The following is a 21,739-nucleotide window of genomic DNA, read 5'->3' on the forward strand; positions in this document are numbered from 1 at the left end:
GGATGTCTGCGTGTCCCTGCCGCAGGCTGTCGCCGGATCACGCTAGGCTCTCGAACAGATGTTCTGACGAAGGGGTTCGTGTGCGGGTGATGGGAGTGGATCCCGGGTTGACGCGCTGCGGCTTGTCGGTGGTCCAGAGCGGCCGTGGTCGGCAGGTCACGGCGCTGGATGTGGACGTGGTCCGCACCCCGGCCGACGCACCGCTGCAGAAACGGTTGCTGGAGATCAGCGATGTGGCCGAGTACTGGATGGACACCCACCGGCCCGACGTGATCGCGATCGAGCGGGTCTTCGCCCAACAGAATGTCTCGACCGTGATGGGTACCGCCCAGGCAGGCGGAGTGATCGCACTGGCCGCCGCCCGGCGCGACATCGAGGTGCACTTTCACACCCCCTCAGAGGTCAAGGCGGCGGTCACCGGCAACGGCCGCGCCGACAAGGCGCAGGTCACCGAGATGATCACCAGAATCCTTGCGCTGCAGGCCAAGCCGACCCCGGCGGACGCCGCGGACGCGCTGGCCCTCGCCATCTGTCACTGTTGGCGCGCCCCCATGATCGAGCGTATGGCAGCCGCCGAGGCCATGGCCGCCGAGCAGCGCCGCAAGTATCAGGCCAAGCTGAAATCCACCGCGAAGGCGGCGCGGGCATGATCGCGTCGGTTCGCGGTGAGGTCATCGACATCGCCCTCGACCATGCCGTGATCGAGGCCGCCGGCGTCGGCTACAAGGTGATGGCCACCCCGTCGACTCTGGCCAACCTGCGCCGTGGCACCGAATCACGGCTGATCACCGCGATGATCGTCCGCGAGGATTCGATGACGCTCTACGGGTTCGCCGACGGCGAGGCCCGGGACCTGTTCCTCACCCTGCTGGGGGTATCCGGCGTCGGCCCCAAGATCGCATTGGCGACCCTGGCGGTCTACGACCCGCAGCACCTGCGTCAGGCCCTGGCCGACGGTGACGTGACGGCCTTGACCCGGGTTCCCGGTATCGGCAAACGCGGAGCCGAGCGCATGGTGCTCGAACTGCGCGACAAGATCGGGCCGGTCACCCCAGGGGCCATCGGCGGGTCCGTCGGTCACGCGGTACGCGCACCGGTGGTGGAAGCCCTTGTCGGACTTGGCTTTGCGGCCAAACAAGCCGAGGAGGCCACCGACAAGGTTCTGGCCAACGATCCCGAGGCGACGACGGCTTCCGCACTGCGGGCGGCGCTGTCCATGTTGGGTAAGAAGTAATGGGTCGCTTCGACGACGCCGACGAGCCCGAGGATCGGGAGGTCTCACCCGCCCTGACGGTCGGTGAGGGTGATGTCGACGCCAGCCTGCGCCCGCGCTCACTGGGGGAGTTCATCGGTCAGCCGCGGGTGCGTGAGCAGTTGTCGCTGGTGCTCGAAGGCGCCAAGAATCGCGGTGGCACACCGGATCACATCCTGCTGTCCGGCCCACCGGGGCTGGGCAAGACATCGCTCGCGATGATCATCGCGGCTGAGCTCGGCTCCTCACTGCGGCTCACCTCGGGGCCGGCCCTGGAACGGGCGGGGGACCTGGCCGCGATGCTGTCCAACCTCGTCGAACACGACGTGCTGTTCATCGACGAGATCCACCGCATCGCTCGGCCGGCAGAGGAGATGCTGTACCTGGCGATGGAGGATTTCCGTGTCGACGTGGTGGTCGGCAAAGGCCCTGGCGCCACGTCGATCCCGCTCGAGGTCGCACCCTTCACCTTGGTGGGGGCGACCACGCGGTCCGGCGCGCTGACCGGCCCACTGCGGGACCGGTTCGGATTCACCGCGCATATGGACTTCTATGAACCTGTCGAACTCGAGCGGGTGCTGGCCCGGTCGGCCGGCATCCTCGGAATCGACTTGGGCAGTGAGGCCGGTACTGAGATCGCCCGGCGCTCCCGTGGCACGCCCCGCATCGCCAACCGGCTGCTGCGCCGGGTTCGCGACTACGCCGAGGTCCGCGCCGATGGGGTGATCACGTGCGATATCGCCAAGGCCGCGCTGGAGGTCTACGACGTCGACGAGCTCGGGCTGGATCGCCTCGACCGTGCCGTGCTGTCGGCGCTCACCCGCAGTTTCGGTGGCGGTCCGGTCGGGGTGTCGACCCTGGCAGTGGCCGTGGGCGAGGAAGCCACCACCGTCGAGGAAGTCTGCGAACCTTTCCTGGTGCGCGCGGGCATGGTGGCCCGCACCCCACGAGGCCGGGTGGCCACGCCGCTGGCATGGACGCATCTTGGCATGCAACCGCCGATTACCGGACTTGGACAGACCGGGCTGTTTGAATAGACCACATGGTCATCGCCGGTTTGGTGTTTGCCGCACTCGCGGCGGCTCTGCATGTCTATATCTTTGTGATGGAGTCGCTCACCTGGACTTCACCACGCACCCGCGCCACCTTCGGGATCAGTGCGGAGGAGGCTCAGGCAACCAAAGAGCTGGCGTTCAACCAGGGCTTCTACAACCTGTTCCTGGCGATCGTCACCGTGGTGGGCATCGTCGCGATGAGCCTGGGGCACAACGGGGTTGGGGCTGCTCTGGTGTTCGCCGGGGTGGGGTCGATGCTGGCCGCTGCGGCGGTGCTGCTGATCACCTCGCCGGACAAGGCGCGGGCAGCGATCACCCAGGGCGTTTTCCCGCTGATCGCGGTTGTGCTGCTGGTCGCGGCGTTGCTGATCTAAGCGGCGCCCCTGTTGATCACCACGTGGATTTCGCGGGTGAGTCTTCGGATCCCCCCGGGCAGTGGCGGCGCGGTCGAGCGGTAGACGGCGCCGGTGGGGGTGATGTGTTCGGTGCAGTGGCGGCCGAACTCGTCGACGGCGGCCACGACGCGCCAGCCGGGTGCTTCTTTGACGTAGTTGCAACGCTCACACAATCCTTCGCCGTTGGCAGCGCTGGTCGGCCCATGGCGGTGATGCGGGGTGACGTGGTCGATGTGTCTTATCGGGGCATTGCAGTACGGGGTCCGACAGATGTCGTCGCGCAATGCGATGAATTGGGCGAGGCGCTTCGGAAAGCGCCGTGAGCGGGATTCCATGGCGACCAAGGCTCCCGTGTCGGGGGCGGCGTACAGCCGCCGCAAGGTGGCCCAGGAATCGTCGTTGGCGACGGCGTCTCTGATCAGTCGGCGCGCCATGGAGGCGGGAATGGGTCCGTAGCCCTCCAGCCGCGCGGGTTGGGCTGACCCGGCGAACAGGGTTTCGTCGGAGAGCACGAGGTTGGCCGAGACAGGAACTGGCGTTGTGGTGTCGCGTCCTGTGGTGCGTGCTACCAACGTATCGGCCATGGCCTGGCCACGGCTGCGACCGTCGGTGCAACGGTCGGCGGCATCGTTGAGCGCGCCGTGGACAGTCGCCGCCTCGGCGGCAGGTAGCAGGGCGGTCATGATGGCCATGTTGTCGGCGGTGGGCCGGAAGGTGACGGTGCGGTCTTCTGGAGCACGGGTGGCCCGGTCGATGACGGCTTGTGGATCAAGTTGATAGGCAATGGTTTTGGCGTCGCCCCTGATGCGTTTGTCGCCAAGGCCGATCAGCGTCGTGGGGTCGGCGCAGAGTTGTTCGTCGAGGCGGTGCCGGTCGGCGGGGGAGAGGCAAGCGGCTTCCCGAGCGATCAATCCGGCTCGCCACTCGGTGAGCACCCCACGCTCCAGGGCTGCCAGGGTGCACGGCAGGTCGTGGACCAGAATGCGGGCGTCGGTGAGGTATTGGTGACCACGGGTCGGGGATTCTTGGCGGGCCAGCCCGATCTCGGAACTCAGCCCGCGGCCCCGTCGGGCGATGGGTACCCCGGCCGCAGATTCTGCGGCGCGGCGGGCGATATCCAGAGCGGCGGTGGCGCGCGCCTGGCCGGCTGCGGCGGCCGATTTGAGGCGTTCGAGTTCGGTGATGCGATCCCGCAGCTCGGCCTCACCGGCATCGGGGTCGACATACGAGAATGTTTCGAACATGTGTTCGAGTCTACGCGCGGGCGGTGACAATCCTGAATAGGTGGCCCGGCCAGCGCCATCAATTGCCGGTCCCGTTGTCGGCTGGATTCCCTGCATCTGGGATTTGCGCCACCTCACGAATTTGCCGCAGGCTGGCGCCGTTGTCGGCCCTTAAAATTGGCCGATGTCCGAGGACTCCGCAGCTGACCGCCCGTGGTATCGATCCCCGCGCCGGCCGTTGGCCAGCGTGGCCGTTGGTGCCTCGGTCGCGGCTGCGATCGCGGCGATCGTAAGCGCATTGGCGATGTGGACGATCCGTTCCTCGACGGATGTCATGTCGTACTCGCAGACCGCCATGGGCGTGGTGGCCATCATCATCGGACTTTGCGTATGCGTTCTTGTGCTGCTGTGCGTCGGGCTGCGAAGTCGGCGCTCTTGGCGCAAACCCCTGATCGCACTCGTTGGATTCACTGCCGCGGCGCTGGCCATCTGGAGCATCCTCCGGCTCGTCGATCTGTACGAATCGCGTGACGCCGTAGCGTTTGTCGACTCCACCGGGGCGACGGTGCTCAGTGCTGCCGCGTTGGCGTCCGCGGTCGCAGCGGCGGTCCTGGGCGTGGTGGGGGTGGCATTCGCGCACGATGTCAGCACGCGAATCGCGTTGAGCGCCTTTCTGGTCGTTGTGCTCGTGACCACTTTGCCGACCTATCGGTCGGTTCAGGATCACCGCGCCGCAGTGTGGCATCCTGACCTCACCGCAGCCGCGGCGACACCTGCGCCGGTGCCTGACGAGATCGGTTCTGTCCGTTACCGGGCGCCGTTGGTGGGCGGCGATCAAATTCTCCGGATCTACTCGGTCGGTAACGGCTTCGTCGTCGACACCCGCACCGGGGTGACCGCCTATGACGGTGTGACTGGCAAGAAACGTTGGCATGCAGGTGACTTCGGGACCAGTGGACGGCTTCTAGTGGTGCGGCGTGATGGTGACGACGAGGCAGGGATCGTTGTTCTGTTCCTCTACGGCGCGATCGTTGCGTTCGACGGCAGTACCGGCGAGGTGCTGTGGCGCCGCGAACACAGCCCAGGTGGCAAGGTGACCGCGGCGACCGGATCCATCGACGCCCTCGGCGTGGTCGTATTCACGGCGGACGCACCAGAAATCGACAACAGTCGCACGCGCCTTCACTCTCTAGATCCCGCGACCGGCGCGGAGCGCTGGAGCGACCTCATCGACTGCAGCAATCCGACATTGGATCCAGGGACGCCCGGCCAGTTCTCCTACCGCTGCACCGGCAAGCCCGCAGTCATCGATGCACATACCGGGCACCGCACCGATATGCCCGGCGAATATGCCCCGGACGCGGGCTCGGACGTGTACGTGGTGTCCGACCCTCGGCCACACCAGGATCCGACCGAATCAGACGTGACTCGTGTGGTGAGCCCGGACGGCCGCATGATCGACGAGGTCCCCGCAACCTATCCCATGTCTGAGGCGCGCGATGGAATGCTGCTGGTCTACGGCGGCGGTGACTCCTGGCTGTTACGGGACTACCGCAACCACCGCTCGTCACCGCTACCGCTTCGGATCGAAACGCGCTACGGACTGGACACCATCGAAACTGCCTGGCTCAATCAGCGCCTGGTCATCACCACCCGATATGAGTACCCGCAACGCCTGCAGATCGTGGACCCGGCCCGGCCGTCCGATAACCCGGTCAGCGTCGAATCACCGTGCCCGCGCGATGAAAGGCTGCGCGAACTAGACGCGGTCGCCGGCGCCGTCATCGCACAATGTGGCAACAGCTACGTCGCCGGCCTGGTACCAGCACACGCCTGAGTCCGCACATACTGATTGGCCGCGGTCCTGGTGGGGACCGCGGCCGCTCAGGGGATCTTCCCTTGTGGGGAAGTCTGTTACAGCAATCCGAGCAGTTTCAGATCACTGATGTACTTGACGATGATCTCCGGGGCGACATGTGGAATGTCCTTGTCCGGACCGATCTTCGCGTCCTGCACCGCGGTGCGGAACACGTCGGTCGGTGCCATCGCACCGTTCACCGGCACACCGGGCTGCTGGTAGTTGTGCAGCAGCGGCAGCAGTGAGGCCTGCCGTTGCCGGTCCGGCAGGGACCGCAGCGTGGTCTCGAAGCGGGACAGCCACCCTTGGTAATCCGCGACGCGCTGGATCGGGTAACCGGCCTCGATGAGCAAGTCGACGAACTCGTCCATGCCGAGGCCGTCATCGTGCGGGTTCATCACGTGGTACGTCTCGAAGCCGTCCTGAACATGGGAGCCCAGGGTGGAGATGGCCTCGGCGATGAACTCGACGGGCAGGCCGTCGTAGTGCGAACGCTGGCGGTTGCCGTCCGCGTCGAGCTGGTTGAACGAGCGCGGCGCGACACCGGTGGCGACGAGGCTGAACATCATGCGGGTGAACATGTCCGGCAGGTTCAGCTGTCCGGCATAGGTGGTGTCGGCCAGGATCATGTCGCAGCGGAACACCGTCACCGGCAGACCGGCGAGGTCGTGGGCCTCGCGCAACAGGACCTCGCCGGCCCACTTGCTGTTGCCGTAGCCGTTGGCGTAGCTGTCGTCCACGCGACGGGTCGCGCTGATTTCGCGGATATCGGCATCCTCGACGAACTTTCCGGGCTCGATGCCCCCACCCACGCCGATTGTCGACACGTAGGCGAACGGCTTGATCCGCGTGGTGAGTGCGATGCGGATGAGCTCGGCAGTACCGAGTGCGTTGGGACCGAACAGTTCGCTGTAGGGCAGCACGTGGTTGACCAGGGCGGCCGGGTCGACGATGAAATCGACGGTGTCGGCAAGGCGCTGCCAGGTCTCGGGCTCGAGTCCGAGATCGGCTTCACCCTTGTCGCCGGCCAACACTTCGAGGTGGTCGGCGGCGAGTTCGCGGTAGTGGGCAAGCAGTTTCGCGTCGCCGCTGTCGAACGTGGCGTCGAGGCGGACCCGCGCTTCCTCGTCCGACTTCGCGCGGACCAGGCAGATCACCTTGCCGTCGACCAGGTCCATGCGCTCGAGCCACTCGAGGGCCAGGTAACGCCCCAGGAAACCGGTTGCGCCGGTGAGCAATACGGTGCGGATCTCACTGGCTGGGCCCGGCAGGCTCGGTGCGGCGGCCAACGTTGCGGCGTCGATGAACTTGTCCAGCGTCAGATCGGACGCGTGGACTTCGGTCGCGTTGCGACCGTGCACCGAGGTGAAGGTCGGCCGCACATTGGTACCGGAGCGCTGAGCCTCGATGTACTCGGCGATGGTCCGCAGATCCGACGCCGGGCTGACGATGGCCGACACGGGAACCTCGACGTCGAAGATCTCCTGCAGCAGGTTTCCGAAGGTCAACGCCGACAACGAGTCTCCGCCAAGATCGGTGAAATGCGCATCCGGTCCGACATCGGAGCTCGCGGCGCCCAGCAGGGCGGTGGCGGCACGGCCGACGGTGTCCAGAACCGGAGCCTGCGCGCCGTTGCGCCGCAGTTCACTCAGCTCGTGGGCCTGGCCGTCGGCCAGCTCGGTGTAGAGCTGTTCCAACTGCTCGCCGTAGTGGGCCTTCAGGTTGGGCCGCGCCAGCTTGCGGATGCCGGTCAGCAGGCCGTTCTCCAGGCTGAACGGTGTTGTCTCCACGATGAAATCCCGCGGGATCTCGTAGGACTGCAGGCCGGCGATACGCGCCGCGTCCTGGAGTGAATCGTTGATCGCCTGCTTCGACGCGGACGGATCGGTGGGCACCACCACGGCCAACAGATACGAACGGGCGCTGTTGCCGTAGACGAAGATCTGCCGCACCAGCGGGCTGTCGCCGAACACTGCCTCCAGCTTGGACACGGTGACGAACTCGCCCTGCGAAAGCTTGAGCACGTTGTTGCGCCGATCGAGGTATTCGACGTGGTCCGGGCCGAGCTCGGCGACGATGTCACCGGTGCGGTAATACCCGTCCTCGTCGAACATCTCGGCGGTGATCTCCGGGCGCTTGTAGTACCCGGGGAACATCTGCTCGGACTTCACCAGCAGCTCACCACGCGGGTGCGGCCGGTCGGTACGGAAGTACCCCAGGTCCGGGACGTCGACCAGCTTGTAGTCGATCACCGGCGGACGCTGGATATGGCCGTCGACGAAGACGGAACCGGCCTCGGTCGAGCCGTATCCCTCCAGCAGGTGCATGTCGAGCAGGCGCTCCACCCAGGTCTTCATCTCGGCAGAGATCGGTGCAGAACCGGTCATCGCGGAGACGAACCGTCCGCCCAGCAGGTCGTTGCGTACCTCGGCGAGGACTGCGTCCTCGGATCCTGCTCCGGCACGGTCGACACGGCTCTGGTACTCCTGGAACAGCATGTCCCAGATCCGCGGCACGAAGCTGAGCTGGGTGGGCCGGACCAGGGCGAGATCGTCCAGGAAGGTCGACAGATCGCTGCGTGCGGCGAAGTATGCGGTGCCGCCCGAACTCAGCGTGCCGATCAGGATGCCGCGGCCCATGACGTGGCTCATCGGCATGAAGTTGAGGGTGATCGCGGGCAGCGCAGCCTGGTTCTCGTCCCACGTGGCCTTCGACGCGAGCTGCCACATGTTGGCGACCTTGCTCTCCGGGTACATCGCGCCCTTGGGGGTGCCGGTGCTGCCGGAGGTGTAGATCAGCATGGTCAGCGGGTCGGCCAGGCCCGGGGTGTAGAGCGGGGCATCGGCCAGCGACCGTCCGCGGTCGAGGACGTCGGCCAGCGGTTCGACGACCACGCCGCTATCCGCCAGGGCGGCCTTGGCCGCTTCGAAGGTCTCACGCTGAGCGTCCACCTGGGGCCGGTAATCGAACACCACCAGGCGCTGAGGCGCGGGTCCGGAGCGGACCAATTCCACTGCGTCGCTGAGGAAGTCGATGCTTGCCGCGATCACGGTCGGTTCTGTTTCGGTGACGATGGGACGCAGCGTGGTGAGCGGGGCGCTGGTCTGCAGCGGAACCGACACGGCGCCCAGCTCGATGAGGGCGGTGTCGACGGTGGTGTAGTCCACGCTGGTGAACCCGAGGATGGCGACGCGGTCGCCGGGCTTCACCGGATGGTTGTGCCAGGCGTTGGTCACCGCCTGGACGCGGTCGCCCAGCTGCCGGTACGTGATGGTGTCAAAACGGGGGAGCAGCGCGGCCGACGTGCGGCCATCGGCGTCGGTGACGAATTCGACGGCGCGCTGTCCGAGCGCGGGGCGGTCGGCGTAGCCGGCGAACACACCCTTGACGACGGCGGGCAGTCGCAGGTCGGGCTGGGCGACGGCGGTGTTGACGGCGTCGCTGGGGCGCGCGCCGGCGAATTGGGTATCGGATTCGTAGAGCTTGGCGATCCGGCGTCCGAGCCGGTCCTCGCGTGTTTCGGTGGTCATATCGGTCCCCTGAGCAATCAAAATAAATCGGTCGGCGCGTTTGCCGCGCCTACTAATTACTACGTTAGTAAAACTAATTATATTTCGAGATGCCAGTCCCGCGGCTGCGAGATTCGTCACGCCCGACGTGCGCCCGTCCCACTCCGATGTGGGACGGGCGCACGGGGGACCTCACGGGGGACTTAGAGCAACCCGAGCTGCTGCAGGTCGGTGATGTACTTGACGACGATCGCCGGGCTGACGTGCGGGATGTCCTTGTCGGGCCCGATCTTGGCTTCCTGCACCGCGGCCCGGAAGTGGTCCGTCGGGGCCAGCGCGCCCAGCATCGGCCTTTCGGGCTTCTGGTAGTTGTGCAGCAGCGGCAGCAGGGAGGCCTGGCGCTGCTTGTCCGGCAACGCCCGCAGGGTGCTCTCGAACCGCTGGATCCACTGGCCGTAGTCGGCGATGCGCTCGATTGCATAGCCGGCCTCGATCAACCAGTCGACGAACTCGTCCATGCCGAGGCCATCGTCGTAGGGGTTCATCACGTGGTACGTCTCGAAGCTCTCCACCGATTGCCCGCCCAGCGTCGAGATCGACTCGGCGATGAACTCCACCGGCAGCCCGTCGTAGTGCGAGCGCTGGCGGTTGCCTTCGGAGTCCAGTTCGTAGAACGAGCCGGGCGCGATACCACTGGCCACCAGGCTGAACATCATCCGGGTGAACATGTCGGGCAGGTTCAGCTGGCCCGAGTAGCTGGTGTCCGCGAGGATCATGTCGCAGCGGAACACCGCCACCGGCAGCCCGCAGAGATCGTTGGCCTCGCGCAGCAGGACCTCACCGGCCCACTTGCTGTTGCCGTAGCCGTTGGCATAGCCGTCGTTGATCTTGCGGATGGGACTCATCTCCCGGACGTCCACCTTCTCGACGAACTTCCCGGGTTCGATCTGATCTCCCACGCCGATGGTCGACACATAGGTGTACGGCTTGATCTTCGTGGTGAGCGCGATCTTGATCAGCTCGGCCGTGCCCAGGGCGTTGGGCCCGAACAGCTCGCTGTAGGGCAGCACGTGGTTGACCAGGGCAGCGGGGTCGACGATCAAATCGACCTCGTCGGCCAGTCGCTGCCAGGTCTGCTGATCAAGGCCGAGGTTCTCCTCGCCCTTGTCGCCGGCGATCACTTCGAGGTGGTCGGCGGCCAGATCCTGGTAGTGGGCAAGCAGTTTCGCGTCACCGCTGTCGAAGGTGGCGTCGAGCCGGGCCCGGGCCTCCTCGTCGGACTTGGCACGCACGAGGGCGATGACCTTCCCGTCGACGAGGTCCATGCGCTCCAGCCATTCCAGGGCCAGATAGCGGCCCAGGAAGCCGGTGGCGCCGGTCAGCAGCACGGTGCGGACCTCGGCCGGAGCCTTGGGCAGCGACGGTGCGGCGGCCAGGGTGTCGGCGTCGAGGAACTTGTCCAACGACAGGTCGGCAGCACCGACCTCGGCAGCGTGCCTGCCGTGCACCGATGCGAAGGTGGGACGCTTCGATCCGCTGCGCTGCGTTTCGATGTAGCCGGCGATGCCGGCCAGATCGGTGGCCGGGCTGACAATCACGCCGACGGGCACGTCCACGTCGAAGATCTCGCGCAGCAGGTTTCCGAAGGTCAACGCCGACAAGGAATCTCCACCCAGGTCGGTGAAGTGGGCGTCGGGGGCGAGATCGGACGCCGCGGCACCCAGGAGGGCGCCGGCAGCCCGGCTCACGGTCTCCAGGACGGGAGTGTCGGCACTCGAGGAGCGCAGCGCCTTGAGCTCAGCGGCCTGAGTCTCGGCCAGATCGGTGTACAGCTGCTCCAGCCGATCCCCGTAGTGTGCCTTCAACTTCGGCCACGCCAGCTTGCGGATGCCGGTCAGCAGGCCGTTCTCCAGGCTGAACGGTGTGGTCTCTACAAGAAAGTCACGAGGAGTTTCGTAGCTTTGCAGACCGGCATCTCTGGCGACCTCTTGCAGGGATTCGCTGATCGCTTCTTTTGAGATGCTTGCGTCGGTAGGCACCACCACGGCCAGCAGGTACGGCTGCGCGCTGTTGCCGTAGACGTAGATCTGTTGCACCAGAGGGCTGTTGCCGAAGACTGCTTCCAGCTTGGCCAGCGTGACGAACTCGCCCTGGGCGAGCTTGAGCACATTGTTGCGCCGGTCGACGTAGCGAAGTTGATCCGGGCCGATCTCTGCGACGACGTCGCCGGTCCGGTAGAAGCCGTCCTCGTCGAACACCGACGCGGTGACCTCGGGACGCTTGTAGTAGCCGGGGAACAGATTCTCGGTCTTGATCAGCAGCTCTCCGCGTGGGTGCGGCTGGTCGGTGCCGAAGTACCCGAGATCAGGGACGTCGACGAGCTTGTAGTCGATCACCGGCGGATGCTGGACGACACCGTCGAACAACGCCATTCCGGCCTCGGTGGAGCCATAACCCTCGAGCAGGTGAATGCCCAGCATGTCCTGGGTCCAGGTCTTCAGCTCGGCCGAGATGGGTGCCGATCCGGTCATCGCCGCGACGAACCGTCCGCCGAGAACCCCGTCGCGCACCTCGGCCAGCACCTCGGCCTCGACCGCGTCATGGTCCTGGCCTCCTTCGGCCAGGCGCTGATCGACCCGGCTCTGGTACTCGCTGTGGATCATCTCCCACACCCGGGGGACGAAGTTCAGCTCGGTGGGCCGCACCAGGGCGAGGTCTTCCAGAAGCGTCGACAGATCGCTGCGGGCAGCGAAGTAGCAGGTGCCGCCCGCGGCCAGTGAGGCGTACAGGATGCCCCGGCCCATGACATGGCTCATCGGCATGAAGCTCAGGTTGATCGCCGAACTGGTCGGTGCGAGCCAGGCCTTGCTGTTGCGGCGCCAGAACTTGGCGACCGCGCTCTGCAGGTACATCGCGCCCTTGGGTGCGCCGGTGCTGCCGGAGGTGTAGATCAGCAACGCGAGCGGATCGGTGCCGTCATGTTCGGGGGCCGGAGGCGTGGGCAGCTCGCTGCCGCGGGCCAGCAGGTCGGCCAGGGTCTCGACCGCGACGCCGGCCCCGGCCAGTCGCTGGGCAGCTGATGCCACGGCATCGCGATGGTCGTCGATCTGCGCATGGTGGTCGAAGGCGACCACGCGGGCCGGAGCGTGGGCGGTGAGCGCCAGCTCGACGGCATCGGCGAGGTGGTCGACACTTGCGGCGATCACCCGCGGCTCGGTTTCGGTCACGATGGGCACCAGCGCCTCGGGCGAAGAGCTGGTCTGCAACGGGACCGACACCGCACCGATCTGGCCCAGTGCAGTATCGATCACGGTGTAGTCGGCGCTGGTGAATCCCAGGATGGCCACCCGGTCGCCGGCCGCCACACCCGAGGCGTGCAGGGCCGCGGCGACGGCGCGGACGCGGTCGGCGAGCTGGCCATAGCTGATGGTGTCGAATCGGGGGAGCAGGCGGGCCGTGGTCCGACCGGTTGCCGGGTCGGTGACGAATTCTTGGGCGCGTTCCCCGAGGGCCGGCCGGTCGGCGTATCCCTGCAGGAGGGTCTCGACGATCTCGGGTAACAAGAGGCCGGGGGCGTCGACGGCGGCGGTGACGGTGTCGCTGGGTATCGCGGCGGCGAACTGCGGATCGGTGGCGGTCAGATCGGCGATACGGATCGCCAGTTGTTCATCGCGAGTGTCAAACGACATCAAAAACCCTCTTTACAGATAGCGGAAATTATCACCGGCGCGACGTTGCGCTACCGAACTACTACGTTAGTGAAGCTAAACTTATTTCCGGAAAACCAGCTTCTCAGCTGTCAATGTGCTGTGAGTTTCATCGTTCCGTCGTACGGCCCAACGGCCTGCGGTAGGGCCCAGCGGGTCGCGTCATCGGATTGCTGGAATCGCCGATCGTGGAGTGGTTCGCCCGGCGAGGACCTCCACCGCCGCAGTGGGATCGGGCACTGCGATCAGAAGGTCGCGCGTCGCAGCCACGGCGAGCGCCGATGGCGCGATGCCGCCGACGGCATCGGCCAGGTCCAGCAGATGCACGGTGGCTTCCGCCAGCGCGACTTCGGCAACCACCGCGAACGTGGCGCTGCCGACGACCGGGTAGCGGATCACGATCTCGCCGGCGCGGTCCATCTCGGGCATGCGACGCATCCGCTCGGCCGCTTCGGCGAATCGCGCCGCCGCTGCTGCCGAGGTCAGGGTCGGAGCCTGTGCCGCGGCCTGTTCGGCGATCCGGTCCGCCGTCGTATTGGCGACACCGTCGGGTTGGTTGAAGATGCGCAGCAACTCGGCCGCGTCCGTCACTGCCGCCGGCCCGTCTACCCGAGCACTTGCCAGGGAGTCGAATGTGGCGGCCTCCGGGCACACATGAGCGACCAGAGCCTGCACATCCCAGGCCTCACACCGGGTAGCGGTGCGCCACTGAGACGCGGTGAGTTCGGTGCACCGCTGCGACCACCGTTCCCAGGCGTCGGCCAATGTGTCGCGCAGAGCACCGTCGACGAGACGCATCTCCTCAGGTTAGGAGCGTTACTCCCGCTCGGTTTGGGGTACCCACCGGTGTGTCAAAGGAGGCATCATGACCGAATTCGATAGCCGGGGCAGTCGGCTGCGCATGCCCCGCAGCCGCGGAGCGGCCAGTGGGTTCTTGCTGGTGCTACTGGGAATCTGGGGTGCGCTGATCCCGTTCGTCGGGCCGTACTTCGACTTTGCGTTCACGCCGGATCAGAGCTGGTTCTGGACGTCCGCGCGTGGTTGGTTGGAGGTGCTTCCGGGCGCGGCGACGGCGTTGGGCGGCCTACTGCTGCTGGGTTCGGGGAACCGTGCCACGGCGGTATTCGGTGGGTGGCTGGCGGTGGCGGGCGGAGCCTGGTTCGTGGTGGGCCGTGCGCTGGCCGGACCGCTGGGCATCGGCGACGCCGGGATGCCGATAGCCGTCACCGACGCCAAGCGCGTCAGCCTCGAGCTGGCCTACTTCTCGGGACTGGGCGCGTTGATCGTGTTCCTCGGAGCCGTCGCGGTGGGCCGGCTGTCGGTCCGCAGCGTGCGTGACGTCGAGTACCTGCAACGGCCCGTCGCATCGTCTGCGTCAGCCGAGCCCGAAGCGGTCGCCGACGCTCAGCCGACCGACGTGGTGGACGCGCATGAACGCCGGCCCTGGGGCGGCATGTTCGGCCGGCGTCACACACACGCGCATTGACGCGTCAGAGGTCGCGCAGGATCAGTTCGAGCACGTCGAGCCCCTCGACGAGCAGCTGGTCGCTGATGGTCAGCGGCGGCAGGAAGCGCAGCACGTTGCCGTAGGTACCGCAGGACAGCACGATCACCCCAGCCGCATGGGCACCGGCGCACAGTGCCTTGGTCAGCTCCGGGTCGGGCGCCGTGGTGCCGGACTTGACCAGTTCGACGGCGATCATCGCGCCCCGGCCGCGCACGTCGCCGATCCGATCGTCCTCGGCCTGCAACCGGCCCAGCCGGTCCTTCATCAACACCTCGATATGGGCTGCCCGCTGGACCAGGCCGTCGGTCTCGATGGTCTCGATGGTGGCCAGCGCCGCGGCACACGCGACGGGGTTGCCGCCGTAGGTGCCGCCCAACCCGGAGACGTGCGGCGAGTCCATGATCTCGGCACGACCGGTCACCGCCGACAACGGCAGGCCGTCGGCGATTCCCTTTGCGGTGACGATGAGATCGGGATCGATGCCCTCGTGCTCGCAGGCGAACATGGCGCCGGTCCGGGCAAACCCGGTCTGCACCTCGTCCGCGATGAACACCACGTTGTTGTCGCGGCACCATCCCAACAGCGCGGGCAGGAACCCGTCGGCCGGGACGATGAACCCGCCCTCGCCCTGGATGGGTTCGATGATGACCGCGGCCAGGTTGTCCGCGCCGATCTGTTTGTCCATCACATCGATGGCCCGCTCGGCCGCCAGAGCGCCGTCGGTGGCCAACTCCTTGCCGAACTCGGCGTCGCGATACGGGTAGGACAACGGCGCCCGGTAGATCTCGGGCGCGAACGGGCCGAAGCCGTGCTTGTACGGCATGGCCTTGGCGGTCAGCGCCATCGTGAGGTTGGTGCGCCCGTGATAGGCGTGGTCGAACGCGACGACGGCGGTCTTGTGGGTGTAGGACCGGGCGATCTTGACCGCGTTCTCCACGGCCTCGGAACCCGAATTGAACAAGGCCGACCGCGTCTCGCCGCGCACCGGCGTGAGCCGGTTGAGATGCTCGCAGACCGCGACGTACTGCTCGTACGGCGTCACCATGAAGCACGTGTGGGTGAACTCGCCGGCCTGCGCGGCCACCGCCTCGACCACGCGCGGCGACGAATTGCCGATGGTGGTGACGGCGATGCCCGAGCCCAGGTCGATGAGCCTGTTGCCGTCGACGTCCTCGACGATGCCGCCCCCGGCGCGGGCGGCGTACACCGGCATGGTCGTGCCGACGCCCCGGGCGACGGCGGCCTTTTTCCGGCCGATCAACGCCTCGGATTTCGGGCCCGGAATCGCGGTGGCCAGATGGCGGCTCTGCTCGGGATGGCTCAACACTGCCTCCTGAAAACTGGAACGGCACTGCCGGTTACTGCAAGGGCGGCGTCGGAAAGAACGCGTTTCGAGCGTAGCCGTCTCACCCGCCTGTCGGCGGCGAATGGGGTCGCCCGGGTCGTCGGCGGTATCGTGGCCTCGGTCGCCCTGACATATGACACAACACGAAAGACATAGTTGACATGGATCTCGTCATTTTCCTGCCCCTGCTGATCGTCATGGGCGCGTTTATGTTCTTCGCGTCGCGTCGTCAGAAGAAGGCCATGCAGGCCACCATCGACCTGCACGAATCGCTGCAGATCGGCGATCGGGTGCACACCACCTCGGGCCTGCTGGCCACGATCACCGGTATCACCGACGACAACGTCGACCTGGAGATTGCTCCCGGCGTCGTCACCACCTGGATGAAGCTCGCCGTGCGCGACCGCATCGAGCCGGATGTCGACGAAGACGCCGATCCCGACGTCTCGACAGCGGCGACCGAATTGACCGAGAGCACCGGTGTCTCCGACACCGACAGCCTCAAAAAAGACTGACCGCAGAGCACCCAGGACAAGCACGTACCCTTTGCGGTGCTGACGAACTGATCTCGAGGAGACCCTAGAAACGTGGCATCGTCTTCGGCGCCGGTGCATCCTGCGCGCTACCTGACGCTTTTCCTGGTCCTTCTGATCGGCGTTTATCTGCTGGTGTTCCTCACCGGCGACAAGCAGGCCAAGCCGAAACTCGGCATTGACCTGCAGGGCGGTACGCGGGTGACGCTGACAGCGCGCACCCCGGACGGCTCGACGCCGACCAGAGACGCACTCAACCAGGCCCAGCAGATCATCAGTGCCCGCGTCGACGGTCTCGGCGTCTCGGGCTCCGAGGTCGTCATCGACGGCGACAACCTGGTGATCACCGTTCCCGGCAATGACAGCAGCGAGGCCCGCAACCTGGGCCAGACCGCCCGCCTGTACATCCGGCCGGTCGCCCGCGCCGTGCCGGTCGCACAGCTCAAGCAACTCGCACAAGGCGGGGCACCAGGTGCACCGGGCGCACCGGGCGCACCGGGAGCGGTGCCCGGCTCGCCTGGCGCGGTTCCGGGTCAGGCACCGGGTGCGCCTGCCGAGGCGCCCGCAGCGCCGCCGGTGAGTGCACCTGAGCCGGCGCCGCAGCCGCGGCCGTACCCGCTGGATCCGGCACCGACGCCAGGGGAACCCACCCCTGCACCGGCGCCCGCACCGGCACCGGGACCCGGTGAGCCGGCGCCACAACCAGCCCCGCAGCCTCCGGCGCAAGGTGCGCCCACAGAAGTCAGCGAGGCGCAGACTCGGGCCGCGTTGATCACGCTGGCGAAAGCGATTCGCCAGAGCACCAACCCGATGATGCAGATCCAGGCGATCATGGAGCGAGCCCAGAACTGCGACAAGGACGACGTGCTGGCCGGCAACGACGATCCGAAGTTGCCACTCGTGACCTGCTCCACCGACGGCCAGACGGTGTACCTGCTGAGCCCCTCGATCATGAGCGGTGAGGAGATCGAGAACGCCACCTCGGGCCTGAACCAGCAGCAGGGCCAGTACGTCGTCGACGTGACCTTCAAGAGTGGCGGAGCCAAGACCTGGGCCGACTTCACCGCGGCCAACGTGGGCACGCAGACAGCGTTCACCCTCGACTCGCAGGTGGTCAGCGCCCCTGAGATCCGGGAAGCCATTCCCGGTGGCAACACTCAGATCACCGGCCAGTTCAACTCGGACACGGCCAAGGAACTGGCCAACGTGCTCAAGTACGGGTCACTGCCGCTGTCGTTCGAGTCGTCTGAAGCCGAGACCGTCTCGGCGACCCTGGGCCTGTCCTCGATGCGGGCTGGTCTGATCGCAGGCGCGGTCGGCCTGGCGGCGGTGCTGCTGTACTCGTTGCTGTACTACCGGGTACTGGGTCTGTTGGTGGCCCTGTCGTTGGTCGCTGCCGGCGCAATGGTTTTCGCGATCCTCGTGCTGCTCGGCAGATACATCGGCTACACGCTGGACCTGGCCGGTATTGCCGGTCTGATCATCGGTATCGGCACCACCGCGGACTCCTTCGTGGTGTTCTTCGAGCGAATAAAGGACGAGATCCGCGAGGGCCGGTCCTTCCGGTCGGCGGTGCCCCGAGGCTGGGCGCGCGCCCGCAAGACGATCGTGTCCGGCAACGCAGTGACCTTCCTGGCCGCCGCGGTGCTGTACTTCCTGGCGATCGGTCAGGTCAAGGGCTTCGCGTTCACATTGGGGTTGACCACGATCCTGGACATCGTGGTGGTGTTCCTGGTGACCTGGCCGTTGGTGTACCTGGCGTCCAAGTCCCCGACGATGGCAAAACCTGCCCTCAACGGTCTCGGCGCGGTGCAGCAGATCGCGCGGGAACGCCGTGAGGCTTCGCATGCGACCGCGGGACGGGGATAAGCACATGGCAGATAAAGACGACACCACCGTCGAGGACGTGAAGGACACCTCGGTGGAGACGCCGAGCATCGAATCCACTTCTGCGGCAATGCCCAAGCACGGGTTCTTCGTCCGGCTCTACACCGGAACCGGCGCCTTCGAGGTGATCGGCCGTCGCAAGCTCTGGTACGCGGTCAGCGGCATCATGGTCGCGATCTGCATCGCCAGTATGGTGCTGCGTGGGTTCACGTTCGGGATCGACTTCGAGGGCGGCACGAAGGTGTCGATGCCGTCGGCCGGTTCCGGGGGGATCGTCTCGGTCCAACAGGTCGAGGACGTCTACAACAAGACCCTGAACCGGACGCCCGAGTCGGTCGTGTTGGTCGGCAGCGGCGCCTCGGCCACGGTCCAGATCCGTTCGGAGACGTTGTCCGAACCCGAGATCGAGCAGCTGCGGACCGCGCTGTTCGACGAGTTCCACCCCAAGGGCAGCGACGGCCAGCCCAGTAAGCAGGCAATCAGCGACTCGAAAGTGTCGGAGACCTGGGGCGGCCAGATCACCGACAAGGCACTGATCGCGCTCGTGGTGTTCATCGTGCTGGCCTCGATCTACATCGCCTGGCGCTATGAGCGCTACATGGCGATGGCCGCGATGGCCACCCTGGTCTTCGACCTCGTCGTGACCGCCGGCGTGTATTCGCTGGTCGGATTCGAGGTCAGCCCGGCCACCGTGATCGGCCTGCTCACGATTCTGGGCTTCTCGCTCTACGACACGGTGATCGTGTTCGACAAGGTCGAGGAGAACACCCACGGCTTCGAGCACACCACTCGCCGAACGTTCGCCGAACAGGCCAACCTTGCCGTCAATCAGACGTTCATGCGTTCGATCAACACCAGCTTGATCTCGGTTCTGCCGATCGTGGCGCTGATGGTCGTGGCGGTGTGGCTCCTGGGCGTCGGAACCCTGATGGACCTGGCTCTGGTCCAGCTGGTCGGCGTCATCGTGGGTACGTACTCGTCGATCTACTTCGCCACGCCGCTGCTCGTCACGTTGCGCGAGCGCACCGAGTTGGTCCGCAAGCACACCAAGCGGGTTCTCAACCGCCGGGAGAAGGGCGCCAAACCGGCGCCGGCCAAGGACGTCTCCGATGCCACCGAGGCGGAAGAGACCGCCGGCGAGACGGTGTCGGTGTCGGTCGCTGCCGAGCCGGCCCCGGCCAAGCCGGCCCCGGGCGCGCGTCCGGGACCGCGGACCGGACGTCCGTCGGGCAAGCGGAACACCCGGCGGTAAACGTCGATGGTGCAGTGGCGGGCCATGGCCCGGGGCCGGACAACGGCGACGGTGGCCGCGGTGTCCATGGTCGCCGGGATAGGACTGGCGGCATGCTCGGGCGGCTCGGCTGACGAGATCGACTACGCCGTGGACGGCACACTGACCACCTACAACACCAACACGGTGGCCGGAGCCGCGTCCGCCGGACCCCAGGCGTTCGCCCGGGCACTGACCGGGTTCGCCTATCACGGTCCCGAAGGCCAGGTGGTCGCCGACAACGACTTCGGTTCGGTGTCGGTGGTGGGCCGCGCCCCGTTGGTGCTCGACTACGTGATCAGCGACAAGGCCGTCTACTCCGACGGCAAGCCCGTCACCTGTGACGATCTGGTGTTGACCTGGGGCGCTCAGTCCGGCCGGTTCCCCGTGTTCGATGCCGCCAGCCAAGCGGGCTACCGCGACATCGCCTCGGTGGACTGCGCACCCGGCCAGAAGCGGGCCCGGGTGTCCTTCGCCCAGGACCGCGGATTCCTCGACTACGGCCAGCTGTTCGCGGCCACCGCGCTGATGCCCGCGCACGTGCTCGCCGACGAACTCGACCTTGGCGACGGAGGTGTGGCGACCGCGCTGCAGAACGGCGACCAGCCGACCATCGACCGCATCGCCAAGGCGTGGAACACCATCTGGGATCTCAAGCCGGACCTCGACCTCAAGCGGTTCCCGTCGTCGGGGCCCTACCGGATCGACTCGGTGTCCAAGGACGGCGTGGTGGTCCTGGTCGCCAACGACAAGTGGTGGGGCACCCCGCCCGTCACCAACCGGATCGCGGTATGGCCACGCGGGGCCGACATCCAGGAGCGGGTCAACCAGGGCTCCTTCGACGTCGTCGACATCGAGTCCGGATCCTCGGGCCTGCTCAACCTGCCCGACGACTACGTCAGCACCGAAAGCCCGTCCGCCGGTATCGAGCAGTTGATCTTCGCGCCGGGTGGTCCGCTGGCCGCCCCACCGGCCCGGCGGGCCGTCGCGCTGTGCACCCCGCGTGACGTGATCGCCCGTAACGCCGCGACGCCGATCGTCAACTCGCGGCTCAGCCCGGTCAGCGACGACGCGTTCAGCGCGGCCGAGAATGTCGGCGAGGCCGCGCAATACGCTGTGGCCAACCCTGGCGCGGCCCGCGCCGCCCTGAACAACAAGCCGTTGACCGTACGCATCGGGTACCAGACGCCCAACGCCAGACTGGCCGCGACCGTCGGCGCCATCGCGAAATCGTGCGCCGCCGCGGGCATCACCGTCCAGGACGCCGGATCAGCGACGGCCGGGCCGGTGGCCTTGCGCAACAACGAGATCGACGGATTGCTGGCGGGCACCGGCGGCGCGGCGGGCAGCGGTTCCTCGGGTTCTTCGGCGATCGATGCCTACGCCTTCCACTCCGGTAACGGCAACAACCTGCCCGCGTATTTCAACGAGCGGATCGACGGCATCATCGATGCGCAGGCCGTCACGAACGATCCGAAGGAACTCGCCCGATTGGCGGGGGAGGGCGCGCCGATCCTGTGGAACGACATGCCGACCCTGCCGCTGTATCGCCAGCAGCGCACCGTGCTGACATCGAACAAGATGTATGCCGTGAGCAGCAATCCGACGCGGTGGGGCGCGGGATGGAACATGGACCGCTGGAAGTTGTCCACGTGAGCCGGGATGTTTCCCGGCTGGTCGAGAAACTGATCAGGGAGGTCCCCGACTTTCCCGAGCCCGGCGTGCAGTTCAAAGACCTCACCCCGTTGCTGGCCGACGCCGAGGGCCTGAGCGCGGTGACCGACGCATTGGCCGCCACCGCGGCCGACGCCGATCTGGTCGCAGGCCTCGACGCGCGCGGTTTCCTGCTGGGTGCCGCCGTTGCGACCCGACTCGGTACCGGCGTCCTGGCCGTACGCAAGGGCGGGAAACTTCCGCCTCCGGTGCACAGCGTGACCTATCAGCTCGAGTACGGCAGCGCGACGCTGGAGATCCCCGCCGACGGGATTGACATCACCGGTCGCAACATCGTGATCATCGACGATGTCCTGGCCACCGGCGGGACACTGGCAGCAGCGACACGGCTGCTCGAGGCCGGCGGTGCCAACGTACTGAGTGCCGCCGTGGTGCTGGAATTGACGGCCCTGGGCGGCCGGGACGTGGTGGCACCGCTGAGGGTCAGCAGCCTGCACACCGTGTGAGGGATATCCTCGATATCT

Annotated in this window: 16 protein-coding genes; 11 read left to right on the plus strand and 5 right to left on the minus strand. The window is 66.7% G+C overall.

Going from position 1 to position 21,739, the window contains the following annotated elements:
• Positions 1-80 precede the first annotated feature (80 nt).
• From ruvC to ACZYZF_RS01995, 4 genes are read left to right on the plus strand one after another with little or no spacing between them, the layout of a single operon-like run.
• A complete protein-coding gene (ruvC, locus tag ACZYZF_RS01980) occupies positions 81-650 on the plus strand; it encodes a crossover junction endodeoxyribonuclease RuvC (protein WP_463745673.1) in 570 nt (189 codons plus the stop codon).
• The gene (gene ruvA, locus ACZYZF_RS01985) at positions 647-1,234 is read left to right on the plus strand and encodes a Holliday junction branch migration protein RuvA (RefSeq protein WP_463834376.1); all 588 of its coding nucleotides are present in this window, start codon (positions 647-649) and stop codon (positions 1,232-1,234) included. Before ruvC ends, ruvA begins: the two co-directional genes overlap by 4 nt.
• Complete coding sequence (gene ruvB, locus ACZYZF_RS01990) at positions 1,234-2,289, plus strand: Holliday junction branch migration DNA helicase RuvB (protein ID WP_463745675.1); 1,056 nt, start codon at positions 1,234-1,236, stop codon at positions 2,287-2,289. Before ruvA ends, ruvB begins: the two co-directional genes overlap by 1 nt.
• A gap of 5 nt (positions 2,290-2,294) precedes the next feature.
• Positions 2,295-2,681 (plus strand): DUF1304 domain-containing protein, encoded by a 387-nt coding sequence (locus tag ACZYZF_RS01995; protein WP_463745676.1) that lies wholly within the window; start codon positions 2,295-2,297, stop codon positions 2,679-2,681.
• On the opposite strand, the gene ACZYZF_RS02000 is transcribed toward ACZYZF_RS01995, so the two are convergent.
• The gene (locus ACZYZF_RS02000; protein WP_463834377.1) at positions 2,678-3,946 is read right to left on the minus strand and encodes an HNH endonuclease; all 1,269 of its coding nucleotides are present in this window, start codon (positions 3,944-3,946) and stop codon (positions 2,678-2,680) included. The two genes, ACZYZF_RS01995 and ACZYZF_RS02000, sit on opposite strands and share 4 nt — an antisense overlap.
• 163 nt (positions 3,947-4,109) lie before the next feature.
• Here ACZYZF_RS02000 and ACZYZF_RS02005 point away from each other — a divergent pair, with 163 nt between their 5' ends.
• The gene (locus ACZYZF_RS02005) at positions 4,110-5,762 is read left to right on the plus strand and encodes an outer membrane protein assembly factor BamB family protein (protein ID WP_463834378.1); all 1,653 of its coding nucleotides are present in this window, start codon (positions 4,110-4,112) and stop codon (positions 5,760-5,762) included.
• Positions 5,763-5,839: 77 nt separating this feature from the next.
• Here the strand turns inward: ACZYZF_RS02005 and car (ACZYZF_RS02010) are convergent, their stop codons facing one another.
• The 3 genes from car (ACZYZF_RS02010) to ACZYZF_RS02020 all read right to left on the minus strand — a co-directional run bounded on the left by car (ACZYZF_RS02010) (position 5,840) and on the right by ACZYZF_RS02020 (position 13,797).
• On the minus strand, positions 5,840-9,313 hold the full coding sequence (car, locus tag ACZYZF_RS02010; RefSeq protein WP_463834379.1) for a carboxylic acid reductase: 3,474 nt from the start codon (positions 9,311-9,313) through the stop codon (positions 5,840-5,842).
• Between the two features lie 182 nt (positions 9,314-9,495).
• A complete protein-coding gene (gene car / locus ACZYZF_RS02015) occupies positions 9,496-12,981 on the minus strand; it encodes a carboxylic acid reductase (protein WP_463834380.1) in 3,486 nt (1,161 codons plus the stop codon).
• A 180-nt stretch (positions 12,982-13,161) separates the two neighbouring features.
• Entirely contained in the window at positions 13,162-13,797 is a 636-nt protein-coding gene (locus ACZYZF_RS02020; protein ID WP_463745679.1) for a maleylpyruvate isomerase N-terminal domain-containing protein, read from the minus strand.
• Positions 13,798-13,864: 67 nt separating this feature from the next.
• Here ACZYZF_RS02020 and ACZYZF_RS02025 point away from each other — a divergent pair, with 67 nt between their 5' ends.
• Positions 13,865-14,485 carry a hypothetical protein gene (locus ACZYZF_RS02025; protein WP_463834381.1) on the plus strand — a complete coding sequence of 207 codons (621 nt, stop codon included), beginning with the start codon at positions 13,865-13,867 and terminating at the stop codon, positions 14,483-14,485.
• 4 nt (positions 14,486-14,489) lie between these two features.
• On the opposite strand, the gene gabT is transcribed toward ACZYZF_RS02025, so the two are convergent.
• Positions 14,490-15,830: a 4-aminobutyrate--2-oxoglutarate transaminase gene (gene gabT, locus ACZYZF_RS02030; protein WP_463745681.1), complete on the minus strand. Its 1,341-nt coding sequence runs from the start codon at positions 15,828-15,830 to the stop codon at positions 14,490-14,492.
• Between the two features lie 182 nt (positions 15,831-16,012).
• Here gabT and yajC point away from each other — a divergent pair, with 182 nt between their 5' ends.
• The 5 genes from yajC (at position 16,013) to ACZYZF_RS02055 (ending at position 21,721) form a co-directional block, all read left to right on the plus strand.
• Positions 16,013-16,366, plus strand: coding sequence for a preprotein translocase subunit YajC (gene yajC / locus ACZYZF_RS02035; RefSeq protein WP_463745682.1), 354 nt, complete (start codon positions 16,013-16,015; stop codon positions 16,364-16,366).
• Between the two features lie 72 nt (positions 16,367-16,438).
• Positions 16,439-18,253, plus strand: a complete 1,815-nt coding sequence (gene secD / locus ACZYZF_RS02040) for a protein translocase subunit SecD (RefSeq protein WP_463834382.1) — start codon at positions 16,439-16,441, stop codon at positions 18,251-18,253.
• Positions 18,254-18,257: 4 nt separating this feature from the next.
• Positions 18,258-19,523 carry a protein translocase subunit SecF gene (gene secF / locus ACZYZF_RS02045; RefSeq protein ID WP_463745684.1) on the plus strand — a complete coding sequence of 422 codons (1,266 nt, stop codon included), beginning with the start codon at positions 18,258-18,260 and terminating at the stop codon, positions 19,521-19,523.
• Positions 19,524-19,529: 6 nt separating this feature from the next.
• Positions 19,530-21,197, plus strand: coding sequence for an ABC transporter substrate-binding protein (locus ACZYZF_RS02050; protein WP_463834383.1), 1,668 nt, complete (start codon positions 19,530-19,532; stop codon positions 21,195-21,197).
• Positions 21,164-21,721, plus strand: coding sequence for an adenine phosphoribosyltransferase (locus ACZYZF_RS02055; protein WP_463745686.1), 558 nt, complete (start codon positions 21,164-21,166; stop codon positions 21,719-21,721). The genes ACZYZF_RS02050 and ACZYZF_RS02055 overlap by 34 nt, the downstream gene beginning before the upstream one ends.
• Positions 21,722-21,739 lie beyond the last annotated feature (18 nt).

The organism is Mycobacterium sp. IDUB_24 (assembly GCF_055419385.1).

Bases quoted from the DNA above. Each gene is read 5' to 3' on its own strand.
- ruvA (WP_463834376.1), top strand. From the start codon at position 647: ATGATCGCGTCGGTTCGCGGTGAGGTCATCGACATCGCCCTCGACCAT.
- ruvB (WP_463745675.1), top strand. From the start codon at position 1,234: ATGGGTCGCTTCGACGACGCCGACGAGCCCGAGGATCGGGAGGTCTCA.
- ACZYZF_RS01995 (WP_463745676.1), top strand. From the start codon at position 2,295: ATGGTCATCGCCGGTTTGGTGTTTGCCGCACTCGCGGCGGCTCTGCAT.
- ACZYZF_RS02000 (WP_463834377.1), bottom strand. From the start codon at position 3,946: ATGTTCGAAACATTCTCGTATGTCGACCCCGATGCCGGTGAGGCCGAG.
- ACZYZF_RS02005 (WP_463834378.1), top strand. From the start codon at position 4,110: ATGTCCGAGGACTCCGCAGCTGACCGCCCGTGGTATCGATCCCCGCGC.
- car (WP_463834379.1), bottom strand. From the start codon at position 9,313: ATGACCACCGAAACACGCGAGGACCGGCTCGGACGCCGGATCGCCAAG.
- car (WP_463834380.1), bottom strand. From the start codon at position 12,981: ATGTCGTTTGACACTCGCGATGAACAACTGGCGATCCGTATCGCCGAT.
- ACZYZF_RS02020 (WP_463745679.1), bottom strand. From the start codon at position 13,797: ATGCGTCTCGTCGACGGTGCTCTGCGCGACACATTGGCCGACGCCTGG.
- ACZYZF_RS02025 (WP_463834381.1), top strand. From the start codon at position 13,865: ATGACCGAATTCGATAGCCGGGGCAGTCGGCTGCGCATGCCCCGCAGC.
- yajC (WP_463745682.1), top strand. From the start codon at position 16,013: ATGGATCTCGTCATTTTCCTGCCCCTGCTGATCGTCATGGGCGCGTTT.
- secF (WP_463745684.1), top strand. From the start codon at position 18,258: ATGGCAGATAAAGACGACACCACCGTCGAGGACGTGAAGGACACCTCG.
- ACZYZF_RS02050 (WP_463834383.1), top strand. From the start codon at position 19,530: ATGGTGCAGTGGCGGGCCATGGCCCGGGGCCGGACAACGGCGACGGTG.
- ACZYZF_RS02055 (WP_463745686.1), top strand. From the start codon at position 21,164: ATGGAACATGGACCGCTGGAAGTTGTCCACGTGAGCCGGGATGTTTCC.